Origin of the sequence: uncultured Psychrosphaera sp., assembly GCF_947500655.1 — a bacterium.
GTDB lineage: Bacteria > Pseudomonadota > Gammaproteobacteria > Enterobacterales > Alteromonadaceae > Psychrosphaera.
Genome location: NZ_CANMSK010000018.1, coordinates 29770 through 53318, shown reverse-complemented (window position 1 = coordinate 53318; position 23549 = coordinate 29770). Strand labels below are relative to the sequence as shown.

Here is a 23549-nt window from a genome sequence, read left to right as displayed (position 1 = left end):
GCACCTTATGGGTGCCTTTGTCGTTTTTAATGACCAATTTTTAATTAGCTATTAGGTTTCTGCTGACGGTGAGTTACCTTTTTTAACAGCCAAAAAAGGTGAAGGGGATTTGGGTTTCGTATTTCAACTGTGACATTGTATTTGGCTGAACACTAAGGTTTCACCTTGACGGCGACCATACCTTTTTTCAACAGCCAAAAATGTAAGCCGCTCTTATAATAAAACAGAGCGCCGCTTCCAACCAAAATCCAATACTTTATTAAATAGTTATTTTTGTTTATGTAAAAACGGGCTTAACTTTCGTCCATGAAAAAGCCCTTGCTCAGCATCCATGCTTCGAATTTTATAAAAAATAATATTTAACAAAGTGATTTTGTGATGGAGAAGAAAAGCAAAGCAAGAGCGCAAAGATAAAAAGCGAACCTTACAGTTCGCTTTTAAAAAAATAATTAAAATGAAGTGTTTTTCATTATTTTTCGCTAACATATTTAACTAATATACAGAGTGATTTTAAACCTGATACACTCAATGTATCGAGATATAGTGTAGCTACGGAAAACGAATGATTAATCAAAGAGAAGACATGGAAGATATTGACTTGAGTGAGTTGTTCAGTGGAATAGATATCAAAAATATTTCAAAACCGTTTGATGAATATCTATCTAGTTTAGATTCCTTCTTTACTAAGTACGACAATGGTAAATCCCCACGGTTGATAAGATTCTTTGAGGAATTTAATCCAGATAGTTTTATCAATGATGAACTAAAGTTCTCTGCTGGAGCCTTGCTTATAGCTAACTATGATGAAAGCGCATTGCGTGGTGAATGTGTAGTATTGTTTTCTGAACCCGTAATTATATCTGACATTCAATGTAAAAATGTGCCTACAAATGAAAATGAAGGAGCGGTAAGGTTAATATCTTTTAAAGGGATGGAAAAGAAGTTTACTACTAAAAGATCAACTCGCTCGGGACACTCCATAAAAAGTTCATTAGTTAGTACCTACAAGGTTCATGATGTTGTTTTGGGGCTTATTTTACCAAGACGTTGTGATTTTCTGTCTGTAAAAATTGCTAAGTACAGTTCATTGCTTACAGACTATAAAACGCTTGAGCGCACTGAAAAGGCACTACAAAATGCAAGTGACTTACCACTGATTGCAATTGAAAATATCGAAAGAAAATTTCATAATATCAATGTGTTAATTAATAGTAGACTAGAAAAGTATTATACGATCCAGAGGGATATTCAAGCTTTAGAACAAGAGAAGTCTCACACCGAGAGTAGTCTTGATAGTAGTAAAATAGCTTTAGATAAAGCTCGCAAAGATTTAGATAATACAAGCAGAGAGTACGAAAAGTTAGCAAGTCGTGTTGTTGAAGAAAGGGAGTCGCTAGACGTAGTTCAAGCAAAAATTAAAGCTGAAGCTTCGTTTTACAAAAATGAACACTTAAAGCTTGAAGGGATTCAAAAGGAATCAAAGGTTGTTAGTGATTCACTGCAATTGATCAGACAAGAGTTAAATGATGCTAATAGAGAAAAGAATTTAACAACTCTTGATATGGTTGGCCATTCTAATGAAACATCTAAACAACTTAAACCTTACTACTTCTTCGCATTTATTACCTTTGTAATGTTAGCTTGTATGGCCAAGTATATTTATACAAATGGGGAAAGTTTTATCGAAATTTTACCTTCTCTTATTCAAGTAAGTGCATGGGATATACTACTCAGTCGACTACCATTAATAACCGCCTCAACACTTATTATTGGTGGCTTATCAGGTGTTTTATTTTTTTTGATTAAACATATAGTCTCACTTAATACTGAAAAAATGATGATGTTGAAAGCCGCAATTCTTGCTGAGCAAATAACGAACTCTCTAGATTGTAAGAATATGACAGAACAAGAACAACTGGAGTTTAAGCGTGACACCAAAATTAAATTGATAACCCAAGTTTTTTCAAAGAATAATTCTGAAAAAGATAAATCGAACTTTATTATGGATGTGTTGGAAGCGGTAAATAAAAAATCAAAATAAACAAAGGAACAAATATGAAACTGTTAGTTACATTAATATTGGCTGTTGCGCTTACGGCTTGTACAGAAGATGCAGGGAAGGTGAGTTTGGGGCTGTTTACTACTAAAGATGTGATCATCAAGGCGGAGCAAGATCCTAAAATTCCGGGAGTTACTTGTCATATTAGTCACATTGAAGCGGATTTGGATTTCTCTGATCCGTCCGATATGTCTATTGCTTGTCGTCAAACTGGACCTATTTTACCAGAGCATCTTGATGGTATTGATTTATCCAACAATGGCGAAGTGATCTTTCGTGAGTCTAAGAGCATTTTATTAAAAAGCTTAAAAGTGCGTCGTATTTTTGATAAGAAAACCAACACCTTAATGTATTTATCTTATTCAACCAAAGAAACCAACGGCAGTCACCATCACGCATTGTCTACCGTTCCTTTGTACAAAACAGAAGCTTGGCATTGGGCTGAAACGTTAAAAAGTAACTAGTTTTTCGATTATAAAAGTTAACTTTTCAATTCTACTTATAGTGGTTAACTTGTTGTTTTTTAATTAACAAATAATTGCTCCTTAGGTAATTAGTTGTTAAATTGCTATTTACCAAACGGCAATTGTGAAAAAGTTACTAAATAACTAGGTTTAAAATTTAACCTGAAAAATACATTTGCATATATTAAAAGTATAGAAGGAATTAAAATTTGTTTAATAGATTATTAATGATCTGTCTTATTAGTGTTTTTATGGTTGGCTGTAGTCATAAAAGAGCGCATAAGGTTGTAGTTCATGAGCGTGATAAAATAGCGGAATCTTTTTATTTAACAGACGTTACTTTTTCAGAAGGAATTGAGGATGGAGCATTTAAAACTGATTGCGCAATGTTGTCAGGATTAGAAAAATCTATTTTAGACTCTTCTAAAACTAGCGCCCTTAAAGTATTACCTAGTAATTCAATAACACCTGAACAGTATGAATTAAAAGTTGAGTATACAAATGTAGAGTCTCATAAATGGTTGTTTATGGCTATTAGACCTAGCTCGGCTGCAGAAGCCAAAGCTTCTATTGTAAAAAATGGAAAGGTTTTACATTCTACGACTCAATCAATAAGCTCAGCTGTTGCGTTTGGTGCATGTGACAGACTTGAAAAGATATCGCTTGCTCAAGGGCGTTATATATCAAAATGGTTATCTAATTACGCTAAATAAAATAATAACCGTCATCAAAATGACAGTTGTAGAATAATGTTTTATAAAACTAAGATAGAAAAAGCCTAGCTGTTATTACGTTAACATCTAGGCTTTTTATTTGGTGGGGATCAGTCGTTAATTCGAGGCTTTCCAATTTAAGGTCTAACTGACTGAATCAGCTATTACGGATTCTTTCTTCAACTATCCCTTCGACATGATAATTTTTACATGCGAGTTGCCAATTAAAAAAATTATTAGTGATAATCAATTCTCCTGAACAAATTGGGCAAACCTCTCCTTGAATGTACTTGGAATTGCTTTTTTTACTCTTTTTGAAAAGAGTCCAAACAAACTAAACAAGTCACCATCACGCATTGTCTACCGTTCCTTTGTACAAAACAGAAGCTTGGCATTGGGCTGAAACGTTAAAAGTGGATTAAGTTTGCATTGTAAACTTTTGTTGTTATGGATAGTATTATCGACTTATCACATACAAGGATTAAGGAATTAAAAGTATGAAAATTAAATGTTTAGCTACTCTTTTGGCATCAGTAATGGCAACTGGTTTTGTAAATGCAGAAGAAGCGGATACAAGCCTGGTTAAATGGAATAAAGTTTCTGCAACTTATGTAACTGAAGGCAGTGATGATAGTGATGGTTTGTCTTTAAGTGGACTGTCGGTTGGAGGGAGTTATCTTTTAAATGACAGCTTTTTTACTTACGCAGGTTATTCATCGGTTTCTGATGAATATTCATATTCATTCTTTTCCGTTAATATTAAAGGTGAAGTGAGCCTATCTAGTTTAGGTCTAGGACTTGGTTTTAAGCACACATTAACGCCTAATTGGGATGTTTTTGCTTCTGCTGGTTTTATCAGCCAAACTGCAGAAGTTACGGTAAGTGTAGAAGGTTATGGATCTGAGACTGAAAGTACAGATGCTAATGGCACAAATATAGAAGTTGGTTTTGTTACCGCTATCACTAACGCTCTGCAAGTTAAGGGTGCATATTCAGTAACTAATCTTGAGTATGACGGCGGAAGTGACAGCGAAGATAGTTTTAACTTGTCTGCTGATTATTTATTTAATGAAAACTTTGCAATTAATGCAGGTATTTCAACAGACGGCGATACTAGTATTGTAGGGATTGGTGCGAGCTACTTCTTTTAATAGTTAGCAACAATAACTCCCAAAAAGCCTAGATGTTTTACGTTAACATCTAGGCTTTTTAGTTTTGGATTTGCTTTAAAAGTTGTTAATTCATTTGTATCAACACTGGATATTTCAAGTGTTGGTTGTCGTAATAAACCGAACGTTGATATAACCATTTCATTTTCTCGGCAGACTGGTTTTCAGAAGAACCTGAGAACAACTCCTGTAGTGATCCTGCTTTTTTAGCTGCTTTCTCTTTAGTGCTTGTGTCCGCAATTTGTTTGCTCTCGGTTTCACCAAATTTAGCCATGAATTCTTTTCTCAATTTATCATCATTGTTCAACATTTTATGCGCTAGTGGCACCATAGCGTAGCTTTCTATGTATTCTGTTTGTTGGAACATCTGATTGAAGAAGCCCCATTTAAAGTAAGAATCTGGCGCTCTTGGGTCTAATAAGGTAACAGCCAATGTACCTAACTTCTGTTCGGTTGGTACTTTAATAGTGCCTACTGGAAATGTTTTGTTAACAATGTTTGCGTCAAATTTAGCGTCTGCGGTTAAATGTCCCTCAAACGGTACTTTACCAAAGCTGTAGTCTTTTGCGGTTAGTTCGGTTACTTTAAGCTTTTGTGCTTTGCTTAATACCTCGAACTTAATGCCTTGGTTTTGTAAGCGCTTAATTACCTCAAGATGCTGCGGTGGAATGTAATAAGCGTTTGGTACTGTGACCACTTCACTTGGTTTACGCGCCCAAAAGATTGGCAAGTCGTTGTACGTTTTGGCTTTGCCTGTCCATTTTATATATTGAATTCCCGTTAACTTATCCACGGCTTGTTGGTATTCCATGCCTTGGAAATCCATATATTCAGGATTGTCTGAATCCGCAGACCAAGACAATGGCAAGGTTTTACTTTTACGGTTAATGTCTTTTTGGGTTGCTGTAATTAGCTCGTGACCACTTTTAGCTAATTTGTTGATTATGGTTTCCAAGAAAACATACGTGCCTAAAACACGCTGGTGGTACGGTTTTAAAGAATGATTTTCCACTAATATAGTTGGCAAGTGGCGAGCGTCGCCCCAGCCGTTGCTGTATCTTGGGCTGGCCGTCCAACCAAATAAACCTTTAGCAAAATCTTTATTGTCCATGCCAAAAGTAAGTGGACCGCCTAAGTGCCCATTTTTGCTAAGCTCAGTATTAATCACAGGTTTTAATTGTGTATCTAACCACTTACTGATATTTGGTGAATAACCGTGTGTGCCGTTAAAGCCGTAAGTAATATCGTACTGATAATCTTCACCGTCGGTAACATGAATATCTAAATACAGTGTTGGTTTCCAAAGGTTTATAGTGTTAATAAGCGCTTGCATTTCTGGCGTGTCTGCTTTGGCATAATCACGGTTAAGGTTTAAGTTTTGCGCCGTTGTACGCCAACCCATATTACTAGGGCCTCGTTGGTTTACCCGGTTATGTGGGGTTGAACGTTCGTGTCCGTCTACATTTAAAATAGGGATAAAAAGTAAATTTACTTGGTCTAATAAATGACCTTTGTTGTGTTTACTTATGTCGCGTAACAACATAAAGCCTGCGTCTTTACCGTCTATTTCCCCTGAGTGAATACCTGCTTGAATAAATAGAGTTGGCTTTTTATTACTACGTAACTGCTCTGGGGTTTTAGCCCCATCTTTGGAAGCAATTAACATCCAAATGTCTCGGCCTTGTGGGCTTTTACCAATGCTGGTTAAATTAAACTGCGGTTCAGAGTTTGCCAAAGCGGTGATGTACTTTATGCTGTCATCATAATTTGGTGTGGACTGCATATTGGATTTTTCAAATCCAGTTTGCCATTTGCCTGACTTACCTTTAAGTAGTTCTTGGCTTTTACCTTGCCAAGGTTTAATTGGCGGAAGTAAGTTGTTGTTAGCAAACGCATCGTCTGCAAGAGCTTGGTTACTGGTAAAACCAAACAAGACTGAAATGATCAGGGTTATTAATAACTTATTAGTTGAGTTGGAGCCTAAATTCAAGAGCATATTAGTAAATTCCATAAGGTAAGACATTCAGGTCATTGTACTAAAAATGCCACCAAGTAGTATTTATTTTGTGAGTGTTTATAAAGTTGTTACTGAGCTGTTTATCCAGTTACTGAAATCAGTGGTTGAAATAATTTATCAGTGGCCGATAATATCGCCATTAAGCAGACTTATTGGATATTCAAATGGCACAAATGTCATTACAAGAGCAGTTGTTACAAGCTGGTCTTACAAACGAAAAAAAAGCAAAACGTGCAAAAAAAGCCAGCAAAAAAACACGTGATATGAAACGTGAAGTTCAAGCGGCAACAGAAGAAAAACGTGCAGCACAATTAGCTAAAGACAAAGAGCTAAATGAGCAAATAAAACAGCAAGCATCAGCTAAAGCGGTGCAAGCGCAAATCAAACAGTTAATAGAAATGAACATGCTGGACATTTCTCACGGCAATGTTGCATATAACTTTACCGACGGAACTGCCGTTAAAAAGCTAACCGTGTCAGACAAAATCCAACGCCAATTAGCCAACGGCTTATTAAGTATTGTGCGCTTTGGTGAAACTGGTGCTGACGACTACGCCGTCATTCCAAGTGTGGTTTCAGGGAAAATAGCATTAAGAGATGACTCAGTTTTAGTCTCTCAAAATGAAATCCAAGAAGTTGAAGAAGACGACCCATACGCAGATTACGTCATTCCAGACGACTTAATGTGGTAGGGTTTTTCTCAGAAGGGGCCTGAGTGGCCCTTTTATTTTTCCTCAGTTTATACTTAAATTTCTATTTTCTAGATTAAAATTTGTATTAAATAATAACTTTACTCGTCAAATACGGAAAAACATTCGTCCCTGAACATTTTCCTCAATCGGGCATCCATGCCCGCTCGATTTGAGAAAAGTTATATTTGCTACAGATGCTTTGAAGCGGGAGAAAAAGCAAAAGCAAAAGCAAAAGCAAAAGCTTGTAATTCCTGCTAAATGATGTGAATTTCAAACTCGTAACTCGTAACTCGTAACTCGTAACTCGTAACTCGTAACTCGTAACTCGTAACTCGTAACTCGTAACTCGTAACTCGCAACTCTAACATCGTTACACCGCCTTTTTACCTTCTAGCTTTCCAGCCTTAAAACCTTCCAGCTTAAAACCGCTTTTTCTCCAACCCCAACGACAATAAAGCCGCTAATATTACAAAGCCACAAGATATCCATAAACAAGCTTCCAAGCCGTAATTTTGATAAACCCAGCCAGACAATACCGTACCAATTAATCTGCCCATGGCGTTTGCCATGTAGTAAAAGCCTACGTCTAACGATACGCCGTCTTTGTCGGCAAAGCTGACAATTAAATAACTATGTAATGACGAGTTAATCGCAAACACTGCGCCGAATATTAATAGGCCGACTATTAATGAGGTTTGAATATAAAACTCAAAGTGCAATGCCAGTGCGATTAATGCCGGTAATATAGCTAATAAACTTGCCCAAAAGAATGCTAATTTTGCAGGTGTATTTGCTTTGCTATCTTCAGATCTAGTAGCACCTCTATTAGTAATAGAAGGCGCAATAGATTGCACTATGCCGTAACCAATTACCCAGCATGCCATAAATCCGCCAACCCACCAGTGATCCCAATTAAAGGTAACCGCTAAATAAACTGGAAGGGCGACCACAAACCAAACGTCTCTTGCGCCAAATAAAAACAAACGAGCTGCGGATAATATATTGATGGGTTTGCTTTTTGATAAGATGTCTTTAAATTTAGGTTTGTAGCTGGCTTTGCCTAAGTCTTGTTTAAGGGTAAATAAACTAAACAACCAAACCAGTATTAACATGCTCATCATAATGAGCACGGCACCACGGAATTCAAACAAGGTTAGTAACAAGCCACCAAGGAAAAAACCAACGCCTTTAAGGGCATTTTTAGAGCCCGTTAAAATAGCCACCCATTTGTATAATTTACCTTGTGTGTCTTCTGGTACTAATAACTTGATTGAGCTTTTTGCACTCATTTTATTTAGGTCTTTGGCAATACCCGACAATGCTTGAGCGGCCATAACATAAATAACAGTGAGCCAAGTCGCATCAACGGTTAACATAGCTAGAGCTATAATTTGCAATCCCAACCCTATGTTCATGGTTTTGTTGAGGCCTAACTTAGCGCCTAACCAGCCGCCAACTAAGTTGGTAATTACGCCAAATATTTCGTAAAACAAAAATAGCATGGCAATACTGAGCGGGTCGTATCCCAACTGATGGAAATACAACACCACCAACATGCGCAGTGCGCCGTCGGTTAAGGTAAATGCCCAGTAATTACCTGTGATAATTAAGTATTGTTTAATTTGCGTAGGCAAACTGGTTAAGAAATTTAGGCTCATTGTCGTTACTCTTTATTTATCTGTCTAAAACTCTATTTATCTAAAGAACCAACCATTCTTGCCAATTCTGCGGTACGATTTGCATAACCCCATTCGTTGTCATACCAAACGTATAATTTCAATTGAGTGTCATTTATCACCATAGTTGATAACGCATCAATAATGCCTGAGCGAGGATCGGTTTTATAATCAATAGAAACTAGCGGGCGTTCTTCATAACCTAAAATATCCTTTAACTCACCTTCAGACGCGGTTTTTAACAAGGCGTTTACTTGTTCTACTGTGGTGGCTTTTTCCAGCTCAAACACACAATCGGTGATTGACGCATTGGTTAATGGAACACGAATAGCATGGCCATTTAATTTGCCTTTTAACTCAGGGAATATATGAGTAATGGCAGTGGCTGAACCTGTGGTAGTTGGGATTAAGCTTGTGCCACAAGAGCGTGCGCGGCGTAAGTCTTTGTGTGGTGCATCAATAATCGTTTGCGTATTAGTAATGTCATGAATAGTTGTCATTGAACCGTGTTTAATACCAAGGTTTTCATGAATAACTTTAACCACAGGCGCTAGGCAGTTTGTAGTACAAGATGCAGCTGTAACAATTGGGTGTTCAGCTTTATTGTATAAATTGTCATTAACACCCATGACGATATTTAATACGCCATCTTCTTTTACTGGTGCGGTAACCACAACACGTTTAACGCCTTGATCTAAATAGCCTTGTAGTAAAGCTTTGGTTTTAATTTTACCTGAGGCTTCAATCACCACGTCACATTGCGACCAATCAGTATCTTGAGTTGCTGTGTTTTGAGTACAAGCAATAGCATGACTATTTATTATAAGACTGTTGTGCTCAGCATCCACTTCGTGATGCCATTTACCGTGTACAGAATCAAACATCATTAAGTGCGCTAAAGTGGCAGCATCGCCTGCGGGATCGTTAATTTGTACTATTTCAATATCATCCCAATCATACGCAGCGCGCATTGATAAACGACCCATACGGCCAAAACCGTTAATACCTATTTTAATTGTCATTAGTTTGTCCTATCGAATATTCGGTTATAAATAAGAGTTAAAGTAATTTAATTGTGCTGGATTAAGTAAAGCTTTAGGTCGTATGTTCTGCACCTCTTCAATTACCTTTTCACCAGAGTAACCAAACGCCAAAAGAATAAGGCCAATGACTAATCCGGTTCTGCCAGAGCCACCTTTGCAGTGAACGGCAATCGTCCCTTGTTTATTAATGACCTTAAGAATATTCGTTTTGTGTTTATTCCACTGAGACTCAAATTCTTGGCTTGGTGCAGCATCATCTAAAATCGGTAATTGCAGCCAAGTTATACCTTGCTTTTCGCATTCTGTTGGTAAAGAAAGAACGTCGTTTTTTTTCATTTCTTCATCAAACATTAAGGTCAGTAACATGTTGACGCCAGCTTGTTTAAGCGTGGCTAACGACTCTTCTAACCCTTGAGCTTTTGTACCAGGGCAGGGAGTGAAAATAAGTTTTGCACCGTTTTCTAGTGTTAAAACATCATAAGGGTGTGTTTGCATAAAATTCTCTTTTTGTTGTTAAGCAAATTAAACTTTGAAGTAGCATCGCTGCTTATACATAGCTACTTCAATATAACTACTTACAGAAACTTGCTCGGTCAGGTCTATTTTGCATGTCAGCTAAGCGTTGAAGTTTTGTTTCTATCAGTGGAATATTATTTTCTGTGGTCTGTGCAATGACAGACTTAGCCCATAATGGTAATTCTGGATTGATACGATAAAACACCCACTGACCGTGTTTTCTGTCGGTGAGAACTTGGGCCTTTTTTAATAGAGCAAGATTGCGAGATATCTTAGGTTGACTGTTTACGTCCATCGCTTCCATCAATTCGCAAACACAAAGTTCACCGTGATAATGCGTTAACATCAAGGTTTTTAACCGAATATCATCGGTTAGCGTTTTATAAAAACCGATAGGGTCAAAGTCAGTAAGTTGTTCAGTTGAGTTCTTGAGTGAGCTGTTTTTAGCTTTAATTTCTGCGCCGCTCTGATCATTAGCACTGCTCTCTTCAATACTAACCTCAACCTGTAGAAACATCGAAATGCGATTATTAATCTCGCTTAATGTTGTGGAAAATGGATGGTTACCTGAACGAGTTTTAGGATCTGGGAAGTCCCATGCTAGTTGCTTACCTGCATTAGGGTAACTTCTGCATTCATTATTGGCTTTGTCGCATAAGGTTATGACGTAATCAAAAGCTCGTCCTGCAAAGGTGTTGATATGCTTAGAAACTAAATAGTCGGCGTCTAAACCAAACTTTCTTAGTGCTTCAATAGTACGAGTGTCAATGGTGTCAGGTTGAGTACCGGCACTATAAACATCAAACAGATCTCCGGCTTTGTGTTTTAATAAAGCTTCAGCCATTTGTGAGCGTGCAGAATTACCCGTGCATAAAAACAGAACCGTTCGTTTTTTTATTGTTTCTACCATAGCGCAATATACTTAATGTCATTAATATGCAATATATTGTATATGCAAAAAATCATATGTAAAGATTTGTGGAAAATAATAAACAAGTTTTCGTAAGTGAGAATTTAGTAAAACTAAGGCGGATCTATAGTGCTGGCTGTTGATAATAACTGAGGAGTGCAGAGATTGGAGTTACACTCTTATGTTGTCAATCACATAAGAGTGTATTAGGAGTCCGTTTGTTTGAATTTATTTATCAGCGATTTGCTGTTGTAGTTTTTTTATTTCATTCAAGATGTTATTGAGCTTTTCGTCTTGTTCGGCAACAACTTCATCTTGTAATTCTTTTTGATGTTCTTCACGGGCGTTGGCGTGTTCTTCTTCCATTACATTCACCACAATACCAATAACCATATTTAAAAATGCGAAGGCGGTGAAGAAGATAAAGGTTAAGTAAAATATCCAACTCATTGGATACACAACCATAGTTTCATACATAACGTCGGTCCAATCTTCAAAAGTCATGACTCTGAAAAGTGTTAATAAGGAAATAGTGATATCGCCCCATAAATCCGGATTAATGTCTTCAAATAAGGTGCTGCCCACGGCGGCATACATATAAAAGATAATAAACATTAACAACATGACATAGCCAAGTTGCGGCATGGCTTTAATTAACGAGGTTAATAAAATACGCAGCTCTGGAATAAAGGAGATCATCCTTAATACTCTGAATACACGAACCAGACGTGCAATAAGTGCCATGTCACTATTTTCAATTGGAATAATACTGACGATGACGATAATGGTGTCGAACACATTCCAGAAATCTTTAAAGAAGTTGAGCTTTTTAGTTTCGGATAACCACCTAATAGAGATTTCACAGATAAAAAATACAGTAATAAAAATGTCTAAATAATTAGTGATAGTGTGCATCGTCGATGAAACGTCGTAGGTTTTCACACCAACTAATAATGCAGAGGCAATAATTACTGAGATAACAAACAGTTCGAATAATTTGTTACTACGGATTTTAACAAAGAGGTTTGTTGCGCTAGATAATTTCATAGGTTGTTATATTTGAAACAGAATTTAATAAAGGCCTAGTTTACATTAAATTCTGTATAAACAAATAGTTGAATTTGTAGGCTTTTATGTGGCCTATTTCCTAGCGTGTTATGGAGTCACGTTAAATGTAGGAAGAACACCTTCAAGTGGATGAAAATGAGCTAAGCGTGCTTTGATTTTTTCAGCTAAAGCTGCAGATTTAACTTCTGGTACACGAGTTAAGTCTGTTTCGTAATTGGCATTTTGCCATTGCTGAGTAAATTCATCTAAATCACTGTTGTTATTCAAAGCATTGTTTTTATGCAGTTGACGGGTATTTACAGACAACTCGGCAATTCGCTCAACTTGAAGTTTACGGCTAAAACGAGCAACGCCTGCGTAATTAAAGTTTTCTTCTACATGACGGTTACTTAAATGGATAAGTTGCGACATTAACTCAAACAGTAATTCATTTTTATTATGTTGTTCAATAGTTAACACAATATATTGCTCAGTTAATAATTCAGGCAATTTTGTATTTTCAGCGGGTAATACTTCAAGTTCAATAATGTGACTGCCAGATTGAAGGCTATGTATATTGTGTATAAAGAAGTTTGCTTTGTCGTAAGATATTTCGTCAAGGCATAGCTGTAACTCGGCCCACGAGTTGCTCTTATTTTGCTCCGTTAAACAGCTGTGATTTTGGCTTAACAAAGGTAAGTCATGATGATTGTTAAATGGTGTGGTTGACTTGTCTTCAACCGACATTCTAAATAATTCTCTTATTTCATGCTCTCTTGCAACTTTTACCGCCAATAATGCGGTTTGAATAATTTCAGAGGTAGGAAGCTGTGGCTCTACTCGCCATTTACGGCCATATACAATTTTAGACTTTGGTTGTTCAGTTTGTACTCGGTAATTGTCGTAACCAATAATGCCAACTTGTAAGTAAATGCCACCATTGTCTTCAGACACAAAAATAGGGTATTGGTTGCTATATTCTATATCTATTACCAGCTTTTCTACGCTAGCAAGATTATGATCATATTTTAAATAATGCTGCGGAATACATTGCTGATTATTTTTCATTTGGTAATACGGAGCATTTTGCAATGCAACTTCACCTGGCAATAAATTAAGATACTTCATAAATAAACCAATTAATTTTAATACTAATTATACGAGACCGGATGATCTTAGATCACTTTTCAAAAAAAATTATTTAATTTTAATCATCGGCGATTTTATAAATAAAACTTCGGCTATCCAATGCTTCCTTAATAGTTATAAAGTTAATTTGTGGCAAAATTATTTCAACGGTAACTAAATCTGAATATTCTGTGTTTAATACTTCACCTTGGTTCTTATCAAGGTGATGTCTAAGCCACTGTTCATCGGAAAAAGGTATTTGAACTGTTAATGTGGACTTGGGAATTACAGGCACTAATTCAGCCAATGAAAAACACTGCTCTACAGCTTGAGAATACGCTCTTACTAAGCCGCCTGCACCCAATTTAACACCGCCAAAATAACGAATAACAATCGCTAAAATATTATCAACAGGTTTATGCTGCAGTACATTTAACATGGGTTTGCCTGCAGTGCCGGACGGCTCTCCGTCGTCAGACATAGCGGCAGTCATTGAGTTTGGATTTGCCCCCATAATATAAGCCCAACAATGATGACGTGCGTCTGGGTATTCATTTTTTGCTTGTTGAATATAATCTTTCACTTCTTGCTTGTGCTTTTGTTGATCACCTTGAGAAGCACTAATAGGAATTAACCAAGTAATAAACTGACTCTTTTTGATCTCTAAGGTGTTTTTACACACGTTATCTAAAGTGAAGCGGGTCATATAAAGATCCATTTGAAATGAAATTGCATTATTTATCACAAGAGGGGGATTATCGCATGTTTTGCTGTTTGATTTGAACTTGGTTTTTTCCTTGCTCTTGTTGTTGAGCTGAATATCGTGCTGAATTTTGTGGTCAAGTTTTTAATTAACCTGAGTTCGGGATAAGATGGTCGACTGACTGTTCAGATATTAAATAAATACAGATAGTTACGAAATATTTAATTAAATTGTTAAGTTAACCGCTAGCTCGGTGACTAAAGTTTTGTGTATAGCAAGGCGGGGTTTCGTACGTCATAGCGGGCTATGACTAGAAAACACAACGTAGATAGGCGCAAAAATAGCGTTACTGAGAGGCTAGCTTATCCCGAACTCAGGTTAACTACTATTCAATCACATGGTTTGCGGGTAGACTGCATTTACTATCAAATAATTGCAGTTTGAACTATGGATTTCTCTAAAAAAATAAACGCCACTCGCAGATACAACAATAACCCTAAAGCTAATGTGTCTGATCAGTTTGAAAGTGACCGCGGTCGTATTATTCAGTCGGCAGCAATTAGGCGTTTACAACAAAAGACTCAAGTATTTCCTTTAGAACGCAACTCTGCGGTACGTAGTCGTTTAACTCATTCTTTGGAAGTGCAGCAAACTGGCCGTCATATTGTCCGTACTATATTTAAAATGTTGGGCGAAACTGCTAAAAATTATGGTTTATCGACTTTAGAAAGAGAGATGGAAAGCTTGGTGGAAATGTCGTGTTTAATGCATGATATTGGCAACCCGCCTTTTGGGCATTTTGGTGAAGCGGCAATTAACCATTGGTTTAATAAGCATTTAGACAAACATGTATTGTTTAGCCAAGCTGACAATAAAATGCTGTCTCTGCAAATCAAACAAGAATTAAAAAGCTTTGAAGGTAATGCCCAAGCCTTCCGTATTATTTTTAATTTATTAAAACTCAATCTTACTTATTCTCAAGCGGCCAGCATTTTAAAATACACGCGCTGTGGTTTGGATATGCGTCCAGACAAAGACAAACCTCTCTCTTATTTAAAGAAAAAAGTCGGTTTTTATTATTCTGAAAAACAAGATATTGAACTTTTATCTGAAGAGCTTGATATAAAGCCAGGTCATCGCTTTCCTTTGGCTTATTTAATGGAAGCGGCTGATGATATAAGTTATTGCTTGGCTGATATTGAGGATGGGGTAGAAAAAGGCTTATTAAACTGTAAACAATTGGCTGAGCATTTAATAACTACCTTTACGCGTTTAAGTGACGACCAAGCCGACACTGCATTTTTAAAAGGAAAAAGCTTTCAGCAAGCTGTTGATTACGCGTTATCACGTGCAGATAAAGAACCAATTAATAAAACCCATGAATTTTTTGTTTGGTTACGAGTTCAATTAATACATGCCTTAGTTGAACATGCAGCGTCGAGCTTTATAGATAATATTCAACAAGTTTATGATGGTGATTTAAACCGTGCTTTATTAGAAGATGGCAGCTTGTTTCATGACATGATCAGCACGTTTAAAGAAGTGGCGATTACACATATATTTAGCACTAGTGAAGTGGAAACTAAAGAGCTACAAGGTTATCGAATAATCACTGGATTGTTAGATGCCTACGAACCGTTACTCTTGATGCAAACAGAAGCGTTTCAAGATATGGTGTCGGGTGAACAAAAGGGCGGTTTGATTGAAGCTAGATTATACAAACGCTTACCTAAAAAGCATTTAAAAGCTTATCAGCAAGCTTTGTTGCCTTTAGCTGATAAGCCTGACTTTAAAGTGCATGAGTTCTATTATCGCAGTCGTTTAATCCAAGACAATATCAGTGGCATGACAGATCAGTTTGCATTGGAAGAGTATCAAAACTTATTTCCTAAATAGCTCTTATATCGATACCTCTAATACCATTAAGCCTAAAAATAATGTTAACCAACTTATGTAAGTCGAATTTGTTAAATATTCGTTATAAGTTGTGTTCATTAATAAACAAACACCGGAATAAATTCATGAAAAAGATATTCTCGATTCTTAGCTTGCTGCTGCTAACGTCATCGTTTGCACAAGCTGAAAATGAACGCAATATTGATGTTGATCAGTCAGTTGTTACTAAGCACAGTACTAAAATTAACGGCAACAAAGTTAACTATACCGCTACGACAGGAACTCAGCCTGTATGGGATGATGAAGGTAATGCCACAGCAAGTTTGTTTTATACTTATTATGAACGAACGGGCATTAAAGATAAGAGCACCCGACCGTTAGTTATTTCGTTCAATGGCGGCCCAGGTTCAGCTTCCGTTTGGATGCATATTGCCTATACCGGCCCTCGTGTTCTTAATGTCGACTCAGAAGGTTATCCACTTCAGCCTTATGGTGTAAAAACAAACGAGTTTTCTATTTTAGATGTGGCGGATATTGTCTATGTAAACCCAGTTAATACTGGCTATTCACGTATTCTGAAAAATAAAGACGGTAAGCTACCGTCAAAAGCTGAACAGAAAAAAATATTTTTTGGCGTAAACGCAGACATTAAATATTTAGCTGAATGGGTAAACACTTTTGTTAGTCGTAAAGAGCGTTGGCGCTCACCTAAATTTCTTATTGGTGAAAGTTACGGGACAACAAGAGTTTCAGGGTTAGCATTAGCATTACAAAACCAACAGTGGATGTATGTTAACGGGGTTATCTTAGTATCACCTACTGAGTTAGGCATAATGCGAGAAGGCATTGTAGAGCAAGCTAATCGTCTACCTTATTTTGCTGCTACTGCTTGGTATCACAAGGTTTTATCAGATGATTTACAGAAAAAAGATTTAGCCGAAATTTTACCAGAGGTAGAGCAGTTTACTCTTAATGAATATATACCTGCGCTTGCCCGTGGTGGATTTATTACAGACGCAGAAAAACAAAAAATTGCCAAAAAAGTGGCTCACTATTCTGGTTTATCTGTTGAGGAAGTTTTAAACAGTAACTTAGATATAGACACTCGTTATTTTTGGAAAGAGTTGTTAAGAGACCGCAAACAAACGGTTGGCCGTTTAGACTCTCGTTATTTAGGTATTGATGAAAAAGCCACTGGTGCGCGTCCAGATTATAATGCGGAATTAACTTCTTGGTTACACAGCTTTACCCCTGCTATGAATTATTATGTATCTGAAGAGCTAAATTATAAAACTGACTTAAAATATAATATGTTTGGCCCTGTGCATCCGTGGGATAGAAGCGGCAATAAAAGTGGTGAGAATTTACGTAAAGCGATGGCGCAAAACCCATACTTAAATGTAATGATCCAATCTGGTTATTATGATGGTGCGACTAACTACTTTGATGCCAAATATACTATGTGGCAATTAGATAGAAGTTCAATTATGAAAGAGCGTTTGTCGTTTAAAGGCTACAGAAGTGGTCATATGATGTACTTACGCGCTGAAGATTTAAAGAAATCTAACCAAGATGTGCGTGAGTTCATATTGAAATCACTGCCAAGTAAAAATCAGCCTGCTAAATATTAAGGATGGTTGTTCTTTCGTTAGCGTTTCTTTTCAGTTAAACAGGAAAGAAAAGTAAGCTATTATTATGCGAATCCAGGAAGCTAGTTCATGTAACTAGCTTTTTTCATTCTGTAATTCAAATTTAGCTTTTTAAAATCTAGTTTTTTAATCTAGCTAGGTTACTTTATTGGCGAATATCCAGTAAACTTCGGGCATTACCTCACATTAATTTATTGGCCAAGTGCCTTTGTAGTAGAAGATGACAGATATAAATCAAGCATTAGCAGAAATTAAACGTGGCTCAGACCAGATCTTGCCAGAAGACGATTTAATCGCCAAATTAAAAGAGGGTAAACCTCTTAAAATCAAAGCGGGATTTGATCCAACAGCTCCAGATCTGCATTTAGGTCATACGGTACTTATTAATAAATTAAAAACGTTTCAAGACCTAGGTCATGAAGTTATATTTTTAATTGGTGATTTTACCGGCTTAATTGGCGACCCAACGGGTAAAAATGTAACGCGTAAGCCTTTGTCAAAAGAAGACGTTTTGAAAAATGCTGAAACCTATAAAGAGCAAGTGTTCAAAATATTAGATCCAGCTAAAACCACAGTGGCGTTTAACTCAACTTGGTTTGATGAATTTAGTGCCGCAGATATGATCAAGCTTGCTGCTCGTCAAACTGTAGCGCGTATGCTTGAGCGTGATGACTTTAAAAAGCGTTATGCTGGTGGACAACCAATTGCGATTCATGAATTTTTATATCCGTTAGTACAAGGTTGGGATTCTGTGGCACTTAAAGCTGATGTAGAGCTTGGTGGAACAGACCAACGTTTTAATTTGTTAATGGGTCGTGAACTTCAAAAAGAAGAAGGCCAACGTCAACAAACTGTATTGATGATGCCACTTTTGGAAGGCCTTGATGGCGTTCAAAAAATGTCTAAGTCGTTAAATAACTATATTGGTATTACCGATGCTCCAAACGATATGTTTGGTAAAGTAATGTCTATATCTGACGAGCTAATGTGGCGTTATTATGAGTTATTAAGTTTCCGTCCATTAACTGAAATTGCTCAGTTAAAAGCCAAAGCTGAAGCTGGCGCAAACCCAAGAGATTTTAAAATTGATCTTGCTAAAGAGCTAATTGCACGTTTTCACAGTGATAATGATGCAGAGCAAGCGCACCAAGATTTTATTAAACGTTTCCAAAAAAATGCTTTACCAGATGAAATTCCAGAATTTACGGTTACAGCTGGCGAAGCAATGCCATTAACTAACTTGTTAAAAGAAGCTGGATTAGTTGCAAGTACATCTGAAGCTAATCGTATGATCAAGCAAGGTGCTGTGAAGCTAAATGGTAAAGATAAAATTGAAGACACTAAACTAATTATTGAATTGGGCAGTGAAGATATTTATCAGGTTGGTAAACGTAAGTTTGGTAAAATCAAACTGGTTTAATTTAGTGTGAATTAGCCGCTAAATTAGATAGCCCAATTAAGTTAAATATAGAAAAAGTCGGTAACTAGTATTAGTTATCGGCTTTTTTGTTATTAGTTCGTTTGCGTTTTTGATGAGCCTTAAAACGATTCACATTGGTAATTGTTCTTACCTTCCAATTGAGCTAATTCGGCTAATATATCAGTGCGTTCAAAAATGTTCTGTATATGTAGTTGACTGTTAGGTAAAACATTAACTGCACCCACAGATATATTTACATGTTCAAAAACTGTAGGTGGTTGAAGGTTTAAAGAATCGATGATCCTCTTAATGATTTTTTCAGTCCCTTTCTGGTCTAGATTAAATAAACCAATGACAATTTGATTTGACTGAAAACGACAGGCTAGATCGGAAGAACGCTTTATTGACGACTCTACAATTTCTGAGATTAATTTAAACGTTGCTTGGTCGCCGGGATCGTCAATATTTAAATGAGAGTGAACCGTGATAACAGATAAAGTATCGCTTTCTCTTAACATCCTATGCCATTCTCTTTGGAATACTTCAGTGAAATAGTCTTGGTTATATAAGCCAGATAGGCTATCTCTAAATGGTGTATTTAAGCTGTCAAAAATCATAAACGACCTCCAGTTCTTCTTTCATTTTTGAGTATAGACAAAGTTTTAGTTTTTTGACTATAGTTAATCTAGAGGATTGATACTTGAAAGTAATAAGAGTTTTATAGAGCAATCTAACAATATAAAGCTTGAAATTTATCTTGTATATTTAAGGTCTAATTGGGTAATGTAATAAAATTAACAAATGTAGAGAAATAATATGAAAACATTAAAGAAAACAACTTTGGCAGCAATGGGTATCGCGGCAATGGGTGTAGCTTCAATTACAAGTGTTCAAGCTGCCGAATTTCAATATCAAGAATTAGAGTCTGGTTATGAAGTTTCTGAGCCAGAAACTGATAAAACTGAGAAAGCTAAGAAAGAAGCTAAGTGTGGCGAAGGCAAATGCGGCGCAGACAAAAAAGACAAGAAAGACAAAAAAGCAGATAAAGAAGCTAAGTGTGGCGAAGCTAAATGCGGCGCAGATAAAAAAGCTAAAAAAGGTGACAAAGCTAAAAAAGAAGCTAAATGTGGCGAAGGTAAATGCGGTACTTCAAAGTAATTACGCTTTAGGTGCTTCATTTTATTAAATAAAATAAGCTCTAACATGTTTTGTTAACACTTATAAATAACCATTAGGCACCCAATAAATACCATTATAAACCGTGTGAATATCACCTATTCACACGGTTTATAATATTTATACTGCTAGCCATTCCCTTTATCCGGTGTGGCATCTATAATAGTCCTCCAATTGACTATGGTAATGCCTTTATCAATAGCACTTTATAATCATAGAGAGTATCGAATGAGCCTGTATTTAGAATATTTAGCGGAAATTGAAAGTCGTAAAAATGACTTAGGATTAGCTCCTAAGCCAATTGATGGCGCAGATTTGTTGTCAGAAATAATTACCCAAATCAAAGATAAAGAAAATCAATATCGTGAAGATTCATTAAACTTCTTCATATATAACACACTTCCAGGGACAACAAGTGCCGCTGGTGTAAAAGCTCAATTCTTAAAAGAAATCATTTTAGGTGAATCTGTAGTAGCAGAAATCACTCCTGAGTTTGCATTTGAATTACTGTCACATATGAAAGGTGGTCCTTCAATTGAAGTGTTACTTGATATTGTATTAGGTGACAACGCCGCACTAGCTAGCTCTGCTGCTGAAGTGTTAAAAACTCAAGTGTTTTTATATGAAGCAGATACAAGTCGCCTTGAAGATGCATTCAAAGCAGGTAACGCAATAGCTAAAGACATTCTTGAAAGCTATGCAAGAGCAGACTTCTTTACTAAGCTTCCTGATATTGCTGAGAAAATTGATGTTGTTACTTACATCGCTGGTGAAGGTGATATCTCTACCGATTTATTATCACCAGGTAATCAAGCTCACTCTCGTTCAGATCGTGAATTACACGGAAAATGCTTAATTTCTCCAGAAGCTCAAGTTGAAATTCAAGAGCTTCAAAAACAATACCCAGGCAAAAAAGTGATGTTAATCGCTGAAAAAGGCACTATGGGTGTTGGTTCATCTCGTATGTCTGGTGTTAACAACGTTGCATTATGGGCTGGTGAGCAAGCAAGTCCTTATATTCCATTTGTTAACTTTGCACCTGTTGTTGCAGGTACTAACGGTATCTCACCTATCTTCCTAACAACGGTTGGCGTAACTGGTGGTATTGGTCTTGATCTTAAAAACTGGGTTAAGAAAACAGATGCTAACGGTAAGACAGTACTTAATGAAAACGGTGAACCTGTTCTTGAGCAAGTCTACTCTGTAGAAACAGGCACTGTGCTTACTATCGATACCAAAGCTAAGAAATTATATAACGGCGATAAAGAGCTAGTAGACGTGTCTTCAGCATTTACTCCACAATCAGTTGAGTTTATGAAAGCCGGTGGTTCTTACGCGATAGTATTTGGTAAAAAATTACAAAGCTTTGCTGCTGAAACTCTAGGTGTTCCATTGGAGCTTGTTTATGCTCCATCTAAAGAAATTTCAATTCCAGAGCAAGGTCTTACAGCGGTTGAAAAAATATTCAACAAAAATGCGGTAGGTGTTTTATCTGACGCTGATCTTCATGCTGGTTCTGATGTTCGTGTAACGGTTAATATCGTTGGCTCGCAAGATACAACGGGCTTGATGACGTCTCAAGAATTAGAGTCTATGGCTGCTATGGTTATCTCTCCTATTGTTGATGGTGCGTACCAATCTGGTTGTCATACAGCTTCAGTATGGGATAGCAAGGCACAAGCTAATATTCCTAAGCTAATGAGCTTTATGAATAAGTTTGGTCTAATCACAGCACGTGACCCTAAAGGTCTTTATCCTGCAATGACTGACGTTATTCATAAAGTATTGAATGACCTTACTGTTGATGACCGAGCTATTATCATTGGTGGTGACTCTCATACTCGTATGTCTAAAGGCGTAGCATTCGGTGCCGATTCAGGTACGGTTGCATTAGCACTTGCAACAGGTGAAGCTACTATGCCAATCCCTGAGTCTGTGAAAGTTGTTTTTAAAGGTCACATGAAACCATATATGGATTTCCGTGACGTAGTACACGCAACTCAAGCACAAATGCTTAAGCAATTTGGTGATAACGTTTTCCAAGGCCGAGTAATTGAAGTTCATATTGGTACGTTAATGGCTGACCAAGCATTTACGTTCACGGACTGGACTGCAGAAATGAAAGCAAAAGCTTCTATCTGTATTTCAAATGATGAAACATTGGTTAAGTCTCTTGAACTTGCTAAGAGCCGTATCCAAATCATGATCAACAAAGGTATGGAAAACGAAGCGAAAACGCTTAACGGTTTAATCGCATTAGCTGACAAGCGTATTCAAGAAATAACATCTGGTGCGGTTCCAGCGTTAACTCCAGACGATAATGCTAAGTACTTTGCTGAAGTAGTTGTTGATCTAGATGTTATTGACGAGCCTATGGTTGCTGACCCTGATGTAAATAATGAAGACGTTTCTAAACGTTATACGCACGATGTTATTCGTCCGGTTTCATTCTACAAAGGTAAGCCTGTTGATTTAGCATTTGTTGGTTCTTGTATGGTTCATAAAGGTGACATGCAAATTGTTGCTCAAATGTTACGTAACATTGAAAAGCAAAACGGTAGCGTATCATTTAAAGCGCCATTAGTTATTGCTCCACCAACATACAATATTGTTGACGAACTAAAAGCTGAAGGCGATTGGGATATTCTTAAAAAATACTCAGGCTTTGAGTTTGATGATGTTCATCCTAAAGATACAGCTCGTACTAAATACGAAAATATCATGTATCTTGAACGCCCAGGTTGTAACTTATGTATGGGTAATCAAGAGAAAGCTGAACCAGGTGATACTGTTATTGCAACATCGACTCGTTTATTCCAAGGTCGTGTAGTAGCTGACTCTGCTGAGAAAAAAGGTGAATCATTACTTGGTTCAACACCTTTAGTTGTTCTTTCGGCTGTATTAGGTCGTTTCCCTTCAATTGAAGAGTACAAGGCTGCAGTAGAAGGTATTAACCTAACTGACTTTGTTCCACCTACTGAAGAAATGAGCACTAAGTTTATAGGTAAAGCTGTACCAGTAAAAATGGTATAAACTCGAAAAGAGTTAACAAGTTTTAATGAAAGGCCACTCAATGAGTGGCCTTTTTTTTGGTCCATGGATGGACCAACACCCGATGGACAGGATGTCCAAGGAGGGTGTACTGAAGGTACAAACTTGTAGCTCAAGATTAAATGGATGGACCAACACCCGATGGATTGCGACTAAATGGATTTAGGAGGTAGAGCGACGCAGGATGCCAAAGCCGAGATGTCCAAGGAGGGTGTACTAA

The 23549-nt window shown here is 36.9% G+C and carries 19 protein-coding genes; 10 read left to right on the top strand and 9 right to left on the bottom strand.

Annotated elements, in window-relative coordinates:
* Positions 1-562: 562 nt before the first annotated feature.
* The 4 genes from Q0940_RS13945 to Q0940_RS13930 all read left to right on the top strand — a co-directional run bounded on the left by Q0940_RS13945 (position 563) and on the right by Q0940_RS13930 (position 4387).
* On the top strand, positions 563-2041 hold the full coding sequence (locus tag Q0940_RS13945) for a hypothetical protein (protein WP_299269668.1): 1479 nt from the start codon (positions 563-565) through the stop codon (positions 2039-2041).
* A gap of 14 nt (positions 2042-2055) precedes the next feature.
* The gene (locus tag Q0940_RS13940; protein WP_299269665.1) at positions 2056-2523 is read left to right on the top strand and encodes a CreA family protein; all 468 of its coding nucleotides are present in this window, start codon (positions 2056-2058) and stop codon (positions 2521-2523) included.
* A 209-nt stretch (positions 2524-2732) separates the two neighbouring features.
* Entirely contained in the window at positions 2733-3236 is a 504-nt protein-coding gene (locus Q0940_RS13935) for a hypothetical protein (RefSeq protein WP_299269662.1), read from the top strand.
* 497 nt (positions 3237-3733) lie between these two features.
* Entirely contained in the window at positions 3734-4387 is a 654-nt protein-coding gene (locus tag Q0940_RS13930; RefSeq protein ID WP_299269659.1) for an outer membrane beta-barrel protein, read from the top strand.
* A gap of 85 nt (positions 4388-4472) precedes the next feature.
* Here the strand turns inward: Q0940_RS13930 and Q0940_RS13925 are convergent, their stop codons facing one another.
* Positions 4473-6401, bottom strand: coding sequence for a M14 family metallopeptidase (locus tag Q0940_RS13925; protein WP_299269657.1), 1929 nt, complete (start codon positions 6399-6401; stop codon positions 4473-4475).
* Positions 6402-6586: 185 nt separating this feature from the next.
* Between Q0940_RS13925 and Q0940_RS13920 the strand changes: the two genes are divergently transcribed.
* On the top strand, positions 6587-7114 hold the full coding sequence (locus Q0940_RS13920; protein ID WP_299269654.1) for a DUF2058 domain-containing protein: 528 nt from the start codon (positions 6587-6589) through the stop codon (positions 7112-7114).
* A 419-nt stretch (positions 7115-7533) separates the two neighbouring features.
* Here the strand turns inward: Q0940_RS13920 and arsJ are convergent, their stop codons facing one another.
* The 7 genes from arsJ to Q0940_RS13885 all read right to left on the bottom strand — a co-directional run bounded on the left by arsJ (position 7534) and on the right by Q0940_RS13885 (position 14140).
* Positions 7534-8772: an organoarsenical effux MFS transporter ArsJ gene (gene arsJ / locus Q0940_RS13915; protein ID WP_299269651.1), complete on the bottom strand. Its 1239-nt coding sequence runs from the start codon at positions 8770-8772 to the stop codon at positions 7534-7536.
* A gap of 32 nt (positions 8773-8804) precedes the next feature.
* Positions 8805-9812, bottom strand: a complete 1008-nt coding sequence (locus Q0940_RS13910) for an ArsJ-associated glyceraldehyde-3-phosphate dehydrogenase (protein ID WP_299269649.1) — start codon at positions 9810-9812, stop codon at positions 8805-8807.
* A gap of 24 nt (positions 9813-9836) precedes the next feature.
* On the bottom strand, positions 9837-10328 hold the full coding sequence (locus tag Q0940_RS13905) for a dual specificity protein phosphatase family protein (RefSeq protein ID WP_299269647.1): 492 nt from the start codon (positions 10326-10328) through the stop codon (positions 9837-9839).
* 76 nt (positions 10329-10404) lie between these two features.
* Entirely contained in the window at positions 10405-11259 is an 855-nt protein-coding gene (locus Q0940_RS13900) for a metalloregulator ArsR/SmtB family transcription factor (RefSeq protein WP_299269644.1), read from the bottom strand.
* A 228-nt stretch (positions 11260-11487) separates the two neighbouring features.
* A complete protein-coding gene (locus Q0940_RS13895; protein WP_299269641.1) occupies positions 11488-12306 on the bottom strand; it encodes an ion transporter in 819 nt (272 codons plus the stop codon).
* Positions 12307-12414: 108 nt separating this feature from the next.
* A complete protein-coding gene (locus Q0940_RS13890) occupies positions 12415-13434 on the bottom strand; it encodes a hypothetical protein (RefSeq protein WP_299269639.1) in 1020 nt (339 codons plus the stop codon).
* Between the two features lie 79 nt (positions 13435-13513).
* Positions 13514-14140: a YigZ family protein gene (locus Q0940_RS13885; protein ID WP_299269636.1), complete on the bottom strand. Its 627-nt coding sequence runs from the start codon at positions 14138-14140 to the stop codon at positions 13514-13516.
* A gap of 444 nt (positions 14141-14584) precedes the next feature.
* Between Q0940_RS13885 and dgt the strand changes: the two genes are divergently transcribed.
* The 3 genes from dgt (at position 14585) to tyrS (ending at position 19102) form a co-directional block, all read left to right on the top strand.
* Entirely contained in the window at positions 14585-16033 is a 1449-nt protein-coding gene (dgt, locus tag Q0940_RS13880; protein ID WP_299269633.1) for a dGTPase, read from the top strand.
* A 125-nt stretch (positions 16034-16158) separates the two neighbouring features.
* Entirely contained in the window at positions 16159-17664 is a 1506-nt protein-coding gene (locus tag Q0940_RS13875; protein WP_299269630.1) for a carboxypeptidase, read from the top strand.
* 238 nt (positions 17665-17902) lie between these two features.
* On the top strand, positions 17903-19102 hold the full coding sequence (gene tyrS / locus Q0940_RS13870; RefSeq protein ID WP_299269627.1) for a tyrosine--tRNA ligase: 1200 nt from the start codon (positions 17903-17905) through the stop codon (positions 19100-19102).
* A gap of 119 nt (positions 19103-19221) precedes the next feature.
* Here the strand turns inward: tyrS and Q0940_RS13865 are convergent, their stop codons facing one another.
* The gene (locus Q0940_RS13865) at positions 19222-19719 is read right to left on the bottom strand and encodes a diguanylate cyclase (RefSeq protein ID WP_299269624.1); all 498 of its coding nucleotides are present in this window, start codon (positions 19717-19719) and stop codon (positions 19222-19224) included.
* Positions 19720-19918: 199 nt separating this feature from the next.
* On the opposite strand from Q0940_RS13865, the gene Q0940_RS13860 reads away from it, so the two are divergent.
* Positions 19919-20260 (top strand): hypothetical protein, encoded by a 342-nt coding sequence (locus Q0940_RS13860; protein WP_299269621.1) that lies wholly within the window; start codon positions 19919-19921, stop codon positions 20258-20260.
* A 246-nt stretch (positions 20261-20506) separates the two neighbouring features.
* The gene (locus tag Q0940_RS13855) at positions 20507-23311 is read left to right on the top strand and encodes a bifunctional aconitate hydratase 2/2-methylisocitrate dehydratase (RefSeq protein WP_299269618.1); all 2805 of its coding nucleotides are present in this window, start codon (positions 20507-20509) and stop codon (positions 23309-23311) included.
* Positions 23312-23549 lie beyond the last annotated feature (238 nt).

Bases quoted from the DNA above. Each gene is read 5' to 3' on its own strand.
- Q0940_RS13945 (WP_299269668.1), top strand. From the start codon at position 563: ATGATTAATCAAAGAGAAGACATGGAAGATATTGACTTGAGTGAGTTG.
- Q0940_RS13940 (WP_299269665.1), top strand. From the start codon at position 2,056: ATGAAACTGTTAGTTACATTAATATTGGCTGTTGCGCTTACGGCTTGT.
- Q0940_RS13930 (WP_299269659.1), top strand. From the start codon at position 3,734: ATGAAAATTAAATGTTTAGCTACTCTTTTGGCATCAGTAATGGCAACT.
- Q0940_RS13925 (WP_299269657.1), bottom strand. From the start codon at position 6,401: ATGCTCTTGAATTTAGGCTCCAACTCAACTAATAAGTTATTAATAACC.
- Q0940_RS13920 (WP_299269654.1), top strand. From the start codon at position 6,587: ATGGCACAAATGTCATTACAAGAGCAGTTGTTACAAGCTGGTCTTACA.
- arsJ (WP_299269651.1), bottom strand. From the start codon at position 8,772: ATGAGCCTAAATTTCTTAACCAGTTTGCCTACGCAAATTAAACAATAC.
- Q0940_RS13910 (WP_299269649.1), bottom strand. From the start codon at position 9,812: ATGACAATTAAAATAGGTATTAACGGTTTTGGCCGTATGGGTCGTTTA.
- Q0940_RS13905 (WP_299269647.1), bottom strand. From the start codon at position 10,328: ATGCAAACACACCCTTATGATGTTTTAACACTAGAAAACGGTGCAAAA.
- Q0940_RS13900 (WP_299269644.1), bottom strand. From the start codon at position 11,259: ATGGTAGAAACAATAAAAAAACGAACGGTTCTGTTTTTATGCACGGGT.
- Q0940_RS13895 (WP_299269641.1), bottom strand. From the start codon at position 12,306: ATGAAATTATCTAGCGCAACAAACCTCTTTGTTAAAATCCGTAGTAAC.
- Q0940_RS13890 (WP_299269639.1), bottom strand. From the start codon at position 13,434: ATGAAGTATCTTAATTTATTGCCAGGTGAAGTTGCATTGCAAAATGCT.
- Q0940_RS13885 (WP_299269636.1), bottom strand. From the start codon at position 14,140: ATGACCCGCTTCACTTTAGATAACGTGTGTAAAAACACCTTAGAGATC.
- dgt (WP_299269633.1), top strand. From the start codon at position 14,585: ATGGATTTCTCTAAAAAAATAAACGCCACTCGCAGATACAACAATAAC.
- Q0940_RS13875 (WP_299269630.1), top strand. From the start codon at position 16,159: ATGAAAAAGATATTCTCGATTCTTAGCTTGCTGCTGCTAACGTCATCG.
- tyrS (WP_299269627.1), top strand. From the start codon at position 17,903: ATGACAGATATAAATCAAGCATTAGCAGAAATTAAACGTGGCTCAGAC.
- Q0940_RS13865 (WP_299269624.1), bottom strand. From the start codon at position 19,719: ATGATTTTTGACAGCTTAAATACACCATTTAGAGATAGCCTATCTGGC.
- Q0940_RS13860 (WP_299269621.1), top strand. From the start codon at position 19,919: ATGAAAACATTAAAGAAAACAACTTTGGCAGCAATGGGTATCGCGGCA.
- Q0940_RS13855 (WP_299269618.1), top strand. From the start codon at position 20,507: ATGAGCCTGTATTTAGAATATTTAGCGGAAATTGAAAGTCGTAAAAAT.